The sequence below is a fragment of the Candidatus Jettenia sp. AMX1 genome (assembly GCF_030263775.1).
In the GTDB taxonomy this organism is placed as follows: Bacteria; Planctomycetota; Brocadiia; order Brocadiales; family Brocadiaceae; genus Jettenia; species Jettenia caeni.
Genome location: NZ_SZPP01000003.1, coordinates 79545 through 86115, shown reverse-complemented (window position 1 = coordinate 86115; position 6571 = coordinate 79545). Strand labels below are relative to the sequence as shown.

The following is a 6571-nucleotide window of genomic DNA, read 5'->3' as shown; positions in this document are numbered from 1 at the left end:
GTCTCTCCTTCCCAATCACGCAACACTCAGTATGGTTGGCTGGCTATGCCTTTACCTATGAGGACTTTCACCTCATCAGAAAACGTCAAGCTTCGCTTGGCGCACTAGGAAATTGCTTTTCCCTGTAAAAATGACAATATAATAAAATTATGGAAATTACAAGGCTTTTTAATTTTTTCAGTAAAATCAAAAAATAAGTTCTTCTTTGATTTTGAAAATAAACTTTTTGTATAATGCTGCAAAGTAGGGCAAGGCTTTAGCCTTGCGCAGGTGCAAATCTAAAAAGGATATTTGCAATATAGATTGCTTTCACAAGATGAATTCAATAACCCCTTTTCACAATACCCGTTTCATTGTAGTCTCTATCATAGTATTCACAGCATTTCTCTTCCTGTTCAACATAGGGAAAAGGGACCTCTGGGCGCCTGATGAACCCCGATATGCACAGGTATCAAAAGAAATGAGAGACAGCGGTAATTTCATTGTTCCCCACCTGAATAGTAAACCATATCCGGATAAACCTCCGCTCTTGTTTTGGCTCATCAATGTATTTTCACTGCCGTTCGAAAAGATTACCGCCTTATCCTCCCGCTTGCCTTCAGCCTTTGCTGGTATTGGCTGCTGTGTTGCGCTGTTTTATCTTGCTACAAGCTTATATCGAAACACGAGAATAGCCTTAATGGCTTCGCTTATCCTTGCCACCAGTTCAAAATTCCTTTGGATGACGCACCGTGTTGCCTTCGACGTCCTCCTTACACTACTCGTAACCCTGTCGATACTCTTTTTTTATAAAGGATATACCGAACAAAAAAACAAAGGGTTGTATTATACCGTCTTTTATGTGCTCATGGCCTTCGGAGTACTTGCAAAGGGACCCATAGGCTTTATCCTTCCCTTTCTCATAGTATTAACTTACCTTATATTGAAAAGGGATGTCGGAATTTTAAAAGATACCAAACCATGGATAGGTGGGATATTGTTTACCATCATAGTATTTACCTGGGTTTATCTGGCAGGTATCTATGGTGGTAAGGAATATACCAATCAGATACTTTTCAAACAAAATGTTGGAAGGTTTGCCAGCTCATTTGCACATAAGAGGCCGTTTTATTACTACTTCATAAATTTTCCTGTTAATTTTTTGCCCTGGAGTATTTTTATTCCCAGTATTGTGATGTATCTATTTTCTCAGAAAGGGAGAGAGAAAATACCCAATATCCTGACGATAAGGAATTTCAAAACAAAGATACTTCGCCGCTCTTCACTCCAAAATAACAACATTTGTCATTCAGGGAGAAACGAAGAATCTCTTTTATTACCAATCGTCTGGTTTGCAGTTGTCTTTATCTTCTTTTCCATTGTGTCAGGGAAAAGGGATATTTACGTTCTCCCCTTATACCCTGCGGCTGCACTCTTTATAGCCTGGTTTCTGAATGAGTTTATTGAGCAGTCTCAGGAGAATTATTTTAGAAAAACAGGCTATTATCCCTGTTATATACTGTGTGGAATATCACTCGTACTGGGCGTTCTTTTCCCTATCACGGTATATAAGGCATTCCCTCAATATATAACTACGACTACTCCATTTACAATAATTCTTTCTATTGCTGGTATTGTAATGCTATACTTGATAAAGCACGCCAGGATAATTCCATTTTTCTTTACCCTTGTTTTTGTTATCTGTATCATTTTTAATGTCAGCACCGTAAGGGTTATTCCGATACTCGACCACTATAAATCTGCCAAAGAGATTTGTGGCAAAGCAAAGGCTATGATGAAACCGGATGACAGACTGGCGATGTATAATTTTTTCCGGGATCCGTATCTGTTCTATACCGATAGAAATTCTATTGAAGTAATTGCCGAATCAGACAATTTGAGAAAATTTTTGAACTCACAGGAGAGGGTATTTCTCTTTATCCAGGAGAAGGACTTCAAAAAGATTTCGAAACTTCCTGAAATGCCTCTGTTTGTGCTCGAAAGAGATTCTGTAGGTCACCGGGAGATATTTTTTGTTTCAAATAAAGATAGTTGATACATGATAAAGATTAGATCACCGCAAAGAACATGGAAAAGTGGTAAAACCTATGAGATTAAAAAATAAGGTAGCACTTATTACCGGTGGTGGAACTGGTATTGGCAAGGCCACGGCGCTGCTTTTTGCCAGAGAGGGCGCTTCTCTTGTTATTACCGGGAGAAGGGAAACACCTCTGGAAGAGACGGTTTCACACATAAGAAATTTGCACAAGAATGCCATATATGTTATAGGGGATGTCTCAAAAGCAGATGATGCTCAGAATATGGTTCAAAAGACAGGAGAAACCTTTGGGAGGTTAGATATCCTTGTGAACAATGCCGGTGTTAATTACAAACCGGACACAACCAGCGCAACAGAGGAGGAGGGTTGGGATATAACGATTAATACGAACCTAAAAGGTATTTATCTGGTCTCAAAATATGCCATTCCTGAACTTTCAAAAAATGGCGGTTCCATTATCAATATCTCTTCTGTTGTAGGATTAAAAGGGTTTCGGAAAGCCATTGCTTATGCTACATCAAAAGGCGGTATCCTTAACATGACAAAAAGCATGGCCATAGAATTAGCCCCTGATAAGATCCGTGTCAACTGTATTTGCCCGGGCATGATAGATACCGATATGTACTGGAATTTTATAAAGTCTTCAGAGAATCCTGACACATTGCATGAGTATGTAGTACATTCGCATCCGCTCGGTAGAATCGGAAAACCCGAGGATATTGCGTATGGTGCGCTTTTTCTTGCATCAGATGAAGCAAACTGGATTACCGGGGTTATATTACCCATTGATGGCGGCTTTACAGCGCGATAGATTTTTAACCATAAATTAGGCCTTCGGCAACTCTTTTAAGCCATGAATGAACACGAATGATCAGGACTATACCAGGCCTTGTCTTCTCTAGTGGTAAAAATGAATAAATCGATTTTTATCGCAGGTATTCTCTGTTTCTTAAGCCAATCGCTATATTATCCCTTACAAAAGGTCATTTCTCAATCCATAGACAAACCGCCAACTATCGACTCAAACACCAATAATCTTGTAAATCCTGTCTCTCTTAACTTTAAAGATGTTTTCAATCAATTTGGCGATAATGCAGAACGGCTTTATCAACACTATGGAACCTTCGCCCTTGAATTTTTAAAAGAATATAAGATAGAGGGACTTGCCCTTTTGGAAAAACACGGCAGGGAAATGGCAAATCTGTATCCACTTATCAATTACCGGGACATCTTCCGCTTATACAGCAATCCGGATAACAACAAAAATAATCTCCATATATTCTCACCCGAAACCCTCGCTACATTTTACACAACCTTTGGAGATGAAGGAGTAAAATATATTGCCAATAACCCTGAAAATTTCTTTCTTATCAATGAAGATAAAGAAAGAGGTATCGAGCTGATCAATCTTGCCAATGAAAAGGGCGATATGGTATTTTCCCTGATACGAAAACACGGCATTGCCTTTGCGAGACTATATGATAAAGACGTGTTGGATATCGTCATTAAATTTCAAGAGGACGGCCTTCTGGCCATAAAAGAATATGGAGAAAAGGCAAAGGTTTTGTTCAACCTTTTTACCGATGATGATATCTTTTACCAGGTGATAAAAACGTACGGGCATAAACAAACGATTCCCATCATCTATCTTTTCTATGATAATAAAGATTTTAACAGCCAAATTTACAACTATTTGAAGACGACAAGCGCCTACGGATGGGTCTCGTACTGGTGGTACGGCATTGAAACATCTGCGGCAGATGCTCAAAGCGATACAGCAATAAGACGTGAAAATGCACAACGGGCCATTCACCTCATCTTTGAATTGGGAAATGATTTTATTGACCGTTTTGAGATCCTCGATATCAATAATGTCAAGGAAGAAGCTATTACTACAATTACCAACAAATTAAGAAACTTCTTTATCTCTGATATTGAGCGGGTAAGTCGAAAAAGGATCCGGCAGGAAGATATTACGTTTCAGGATAAATTGTTTGCGGGACTAGATATTCTGGGATTTGTCCCTATTGGCAGCGGTATATCTAAAGTGGCAAAGCTTGCAGCAAAAGGAGCACAGTTTGCCAGAACCACAAAAGGTTTTCGGGGTCTCGTCCATCTTACGGAAGATTTGGTTGAAACTTACGGAGATGATGCCGTTCAGTTTGTTGCAAAATACGGAGACGATGGCATCAGGGTCCTGAAGGCAACCGATGGTAAAATCCTCAAACTATCGCAACAATATGGGGATGATACAGTTCGATACCTTACAAAATATGGCCCAGATGCAGGAAATGTGATTGAAAAATATGGTGATGAAGTACTGCTTCTTGCACGTCAATATGGTGATGATGTCGTAAAATACACCATGCTTTACGGCGATGACGGCCTCAGGGTAATTCAGAAATATGGTAAAGATGTTGTACTTTTGAGTACTCTTTACGGAGATGATGTCATTAAGTTATCGGCTTTCTATGGTGATGATATTATTCCCTGTGTATCAAAATATGGATCAAGCGGTGTCCAAGTTATAGGAAAATATGGAAACGATGTAATGCAGTTGGCAAAAAAGCACGGAGACGATGTTATTAAGTATGTCGGTATGTATGGTGATGACGGGATCAAACTTGCAAGAAAAGGCAAGGTAGGTCTATTGGTAATGCGATTCATACCGCCGAAGGTATTTTCAAGATGTATAAAATTTGTCAAATATGGTCTTGTTGCATCGATCCTCTTTACATTTGCCACGCATCCCATTGCATTTCTGTCAGGCCTGATAAAGGCCCTTTCATGGTTATTTGGCACCAATCCGGTAGTTGTAGCAACCGTTTTAGGCCTTATAATCACTTTCTTACTTATAAGATTTCTGAAAAAATTCAAAATCATTCTCAAACCTTTTTTCATATTTTTTTTTCTCTCAAGAAAGCTTAGAATGGTAACGAGACCCCTGCAGAACCTGAGAGATACGGAGGTACAAAAATAGATAATTTGAGAGTTGGTTGAGTTGAGGAAAGAAACCCAACATCTCTCTTGATCTTCTGTTTACCGTGGAGATATAATGCAAACAGAATAAAATTCAAAGATTTACAAAGATATGATAAAATAAGTCACGAATGAAAACTGAGAGGGCTTCGTTAAATTATCGGCCCCAAACATTCTTCATTATTTGGTACATCTTCATGGGAGGCTTAACATGCTCAAATCAAAATTCTTCATATCCACGCTTGCCATTATTCTTTTCATTGGTTGCTCAACAGTGCCCATAACAGGGAGAAGACAGCTTTCCTTTGTACCGCAGTCTCAGCTTTTTACCTTAAGCCAGGATAGTTACCATCAGTTGTTGTCCGAATCAAAGCTCTCTAACGATGCAGGAAAAAAAGAGATGGTGGTAAAAGTGGGGAAGAGCATAGCACAATCAGCAGAACAATTCATGCGTGAAAACGACATGGAAGAAGAGATAAAGAATTATGAGTGGGAGTTTAACCTCATTGAAGATGATAAAACAGTAAATGCCTTTTGTATGCCGGGGGGAAAGATTGCTGTATATACAGGCATCCTCCCTGCTACTCAGGATGAAACTGGACTTGCTGTTGTATTAGGGCACGAGGTTGCGCATGCTATAGCAAATCACGGCGGTGAAAGGATGAGCCAGCAATTGTTAGTACAATTAGGTGCAACTGGCTTATCGGTAGCATTAAGCCAGCAGCCGGCGCAAACACAACAAATATTGTTACAGGCCTATGGGGCAGGTACGAATATCGGATTTATTTTACCGTATAGCCGGAGTCACGAACTTGAGGCTGACCATATTGGCCTCATCCTCATGGCACGGGCTGGCTACAACCCCAGGGAAGCCATTCCATTCTGGCAGCGGATGAGTAAAATGGGGGGAGAAAGGCCACCAGAATTCCTATCCACCCACCCGGAACCGGAAAGAAGGATAGAAGATATCAAAAAAGAATTGCCTGAAGCTATGAAATACTACAAAAAGTAAAATCCTGTAGAAGCGTATTACAATACACTTCTACTTCAATTCTTTAAATTTATAAAAGAATTCTCAAAATTTCTATGGACTTATAAAATCAAGTTATTTATACTTCCTCCTCTAAAAGAGAAAACAACAATTTGGGAGGAAGTATTTGGAAATCTTCACCAATTCACAAAAAGGATACCCATCCCCTTTTATACATCACCTAATAAGGTGCTTCCTCACCTTACCAGCAAAAACTTATCCTCAATTTTTTCCTCTTCAATTTCAGAAAATCCAAAACCTGAACTTCCTCACAAATACTGAAAAATTGTTTCTTATCCTCATCAAGACTCTAGATATCATTAAACCTACAGAGAGTAACTTTAACAAATAGAATAAAATATTATACTCTCAAGCTTAAAAAATTAGTAAGAAAACAATTAAAGGTTGGAATCGAGCATGGTACAAATTCTTTAATTTATTATTTTTCTCAAATATTTGCATAACAACTTTTGACTCGATAGAGGATTATTGTAATGAGAAATGTTGTTAGAGAGATTATCCAG

4 protein-coding genes are annotated in these 6571 nt (G+C 38.9%); all 4 read left to right on the top strand.

What is annotated here, in order from left to right; genetic code table 11:
* Window positions 1–316: 316 nt before the first annotated feature.
* The 4 genes from FBQ94_RS01230 (at window position 317) to FBQ94_RS01215 (ending at window position 6029) form a co-directional block, all read left to right on the top strand.
* Entirely contained in the window at window positions 317–2035 is a 1719-nt protein-coding gene (locus FBQ94_RS01230; RefSeq protein WP_285441934.1) for an ArnT family glycosyltransferase, read from the top strand.
* Between the two features lie 52 nt (window positions 2036–2087).
* A complete protein-coding gene (locus FBQ94_RS01225) occupies window positions 2088–2849 on the top strand; it encodes an SDR family NAD(P)-dependent oxidoreductase (RefSeq protein ID WP_007220328.1) in 762 nt (253 codons plus the stop codon).
* Window positions 2850–2948: 99 nt separating this feature from the next.
* A complete protein-coding gene (locus tag FBQ94_RS01220) occupies window positions 2949–5018 on the top strand; it encodes a hypothetical protein (protein ID WP_007220329.1) in 2070 nt (689 codons plus the stop codon).
* Between the two features lie 210 nt (window positions 5019–5228).
* Window positions 5229–6029 carry a M48 family metallopeptidase gene (locus FBQ94_RS01215; protein ID WP_007220330.1) on the top strand — a complete coding sequence of 267 codons (801 nt, stop codon included), beginning with the start codon at window positions 5229–5231 and terminating at the stop codon, window positions 6027–6029.
* Window positions 6030–6571: the final 542 nt, after the last annotated feature.

What these genes read in the sequence shown, in the direction of transcription:
- FBQ94_RS01230 (WP_285441934.1), top strand. Translation starts at nt 317, where the DNA reads ATGAATTCAATAACCCCTTTTCACAATACCCGTTTCATTGTAGTCTCT.
- FBQ94_RS01225 (WP_007220328.1), top strand. Translation starts at nt 2,088, where the DNA reads ATGAGATTAAAAAATAAGGTAGCACTTATTACCGGTGGTGGAACTGGT.
- FBQ94_RS01220 (WP_007220329.1), top strand. Translation starts at nt 2,949, where the DNA reads ATGAATAAATCGATTTTTATCGCAGGTATTCTCTGTTTCTTAAGCCAA.
- FBQ94_RS01215 (WP_007220330.1), top strand. Translation starts at nt 5,229, where the DNA reads ATGCTCAAATCAAAATTCTTCATATCCACGCTTGCCATTATTCTTTTC.